Origin of the sequence: Rhizobium sp. SEMIA 4085 (assembly GCF_013004495.1) — a bacterium.
Classification (GTDB): domain Bacteria; phylum Pseudomonadota; class Alphaproteobacteria; order Rhizobiales; family Rhizobiaceae; genus Rhizobium; species Rhizobium gallicum.
This window is the reverse complement of the sequence record NZ_JABEPH010000593.1, coordinates 1-2,196: the sequence shown is the minus strand read 5'-3', so window position 1 is coordinate 2,196 and position 2,196 is coordinate 1. Positions and strand designations below refer to the sequence as shown.

Below are 2,196 nucleotides of genomic sequence, written 5' to 3'. Positions count from 1 at the left end.
AACCCCTGCGCCATTCTCACTCCCTTGTCACACCGACTTCCCCCTGCAACCCGCAGTGCCTTTGCAAGTCTTGCCTCGTCGGCAGCAAGGCTCTCCGGAAAGATATGGTCAATCTCCATCATGGCGATCGCCTCTCCCCCCAGGCAGCAGCTGTCGTCATGAACCGTGTACGGCCCACCGCTCCGCCGCCGAAAACCGCCGCTTTTTGAGTTTCAATGGTCTTCCCCAGTCTTGCACGCGATGCGTACCATCATGATCGGGACCGATGACCGATCCGCATTCCCTCGGCGCGCCTAGCGCGCGGCTGCCTGTTTCAATACCGCAAGGAGCTCGCCGGCTTCCGGCGGGCGGCCATCGCTTTCGAACACGGGACGGCCGTTGGCGTCCAGGACAAGGACTTCGATCCGGTGGCGGTTGACGGTTGACGGACCGTAGCCGACTGCAAGCTCGAGGGTCATGCGTAGCCCGTCCCAATCGCCGGTCGCTCGCAACAGCGCCACATCCGGCGTAAACTGCATTCCCCGGTCGAGACCGTAGCGGCTGAGCCGCGCCGGCGTGTCCCATGCCGGGTCGTAGGACATGCCGAAGACACCCACCGCCAAGCCTTCCGCCGCGGCCCGCTTTGCCGTTTCGGCGAGGATCGTGACCGTGCGAGAGCATTTCAATGGATTCATGCAGCGCGTGTAGAAGAAAGCAAGAATCGCGGGGCGCCCGAGCAAGCGCGCGCCGAGCATTGCCTTTTCGCCGTCATGATCCTCCACCTGCACGTCCCAGATCGAGGCTGGAAGAACTTTGTTCGGCACAGGAAGAGTTTCTTCTGCATGGCAGCAGCATGTACTAAACCCGACTGGGACCGGGTCACGTCCGGCCAAAGCCCTTTCGCCTTTCGGCGTCGCTTCGCTTGTCCCATCGCAACAACAGGAAGGCATCGTCGCCACGGGGCCCTCGGCCGCAGCGATCGTATCGAGCACGCCTTCAACGGCGCGGGCAAATCCCAAAGGAGCATCGGCGAGGAGCTGCGCGAAATCGGCCGCGCCAAGACCGTTTCTCCGCACCACCGCCCGGAAGGCAAGCGCAAGTTCGGTCGTCGCCGTATCGGTGACGCTGGAGGGGATGCGGGCCTCGATCTGGTCGAGCCAGACTTTCTGGTCACGTCCGCGAATACGCGTAGCGGCCGCGGCAAGCGGCCCAAGCCAGTCGCGGCTCGGCCTGTCGAGTGCCGCGACGAGCCGCCCAGCCGCTGCGAGCGGTCCCGCCACAATCCCGGCATCGATCTCTTCGCGCGCCGCAGCGATGCCCGATCTTGGCGCAGTGCGGGCGACCACTGCAAGTGCATAGGCCCTGACCCGATCGACGTCTGCCGACCCCAGTCCGGCATAGACCGGATCGCTGTCGCGAAAAAACCGGCTCAGCTCCGTCTCGGGATCGGCGCTCGCCGCGGCGCGGTCGATCTCGCCGGCTCGCGCCTGCAGGCCCGAAAGCGCCGCCATGAAGGTTACTCCGGCTTGCGCGGCGCTGCGAAATAGCGCCGTGCTGCGTCTTTCAACGTCTTCGATTTCGTATGCCGCTGGGCAGCATCGATGACCGTGTCGAGTGCGTGCACCGGGCTCATCGTCTGCGCCATGCCGACGATGGCGGCCTTGAAGGTCGCGCTGTCGCTGCGATCGGCCAGCACGTCGCGTGCCGTCTGGGCGAACCGTTCGGAGTCAATCGCTTTCAGACCGGCGGCAGTCACCCGCCGCAGTTTCTCGCCGACCGTCTTGTCCTTTACCAGATTGGACAGAAGCGGCACGCTTTTCGGATCGGTTCCGAGCAGATGAACGGCTTCCTCGCGAGCGGCCGGCGACAACTGCTCGAACTGGTTGCGCACCAGATCGGCCGCGTTGGCATGGTCGTCGAGGCCGAGAAGCTGGACCGCCTTTGCCTGGCCGACAGGTGCGTTCTCCGGCGTGTTCAGTGCCTCGGTAAGGATGTCGCGGGCGTAGTCGTCGTTCTCCTGCGCCAGATATTCGAGCGCCTTCTGGCGCAGCACCGGCGATTTGTCCTCCGCCAGCGCGCGCATTGCTTCGATCACCTGAGGCCGAAAATCGAGAAAGGCGCCCCCGACGAATTCCGCGGTTGTCAGCATGTCGAGAGCGGCCCTGCGTACCGCGACAGTCTCGGTCTTGCGGCCGAGCAGATCGAGCAGATAAGGGA

2 protein-coding genes are annotated in these 2,196 nt (G+C 64.5%); both read right to left on the bottom strand.

Translation table 11 applies throughout. The features are described 5' to 3' along the window. Positions 1-293: 293 nt before the first annotated feature. Positions 294-1,490 carry an SCO family protein gene (locus tag C9413_RS31410; RefSeq protein WP_040114101.1) on the bottom strand — a complete coding sequence of 399 codons (1,197 nt, stop codon included), beginning with the start codon at positions 1,488-1,490 and terminating at the stop codon, positions 294-296. A gap of 5 nt (positions 1,491-1,495) precedes the next feature. Continuing rightward, the coding region (locus C9413_RS31405) for a HEAT repeat domain-containing protein (protein WP_170251441.1) at positions 1,496-2,196 on the bottom strand (701 nt) is incomplete at its 5' end.

Coding starts and splice junctions, on each gene's coding strand:
- C9413_RS31410 (WP_040114101.1), bottom strand. CDS start 1,490: ATGGCGGCGCTTTCGGGCCTGCAGGCGCGAGCCGGCGAGATCGACCGC.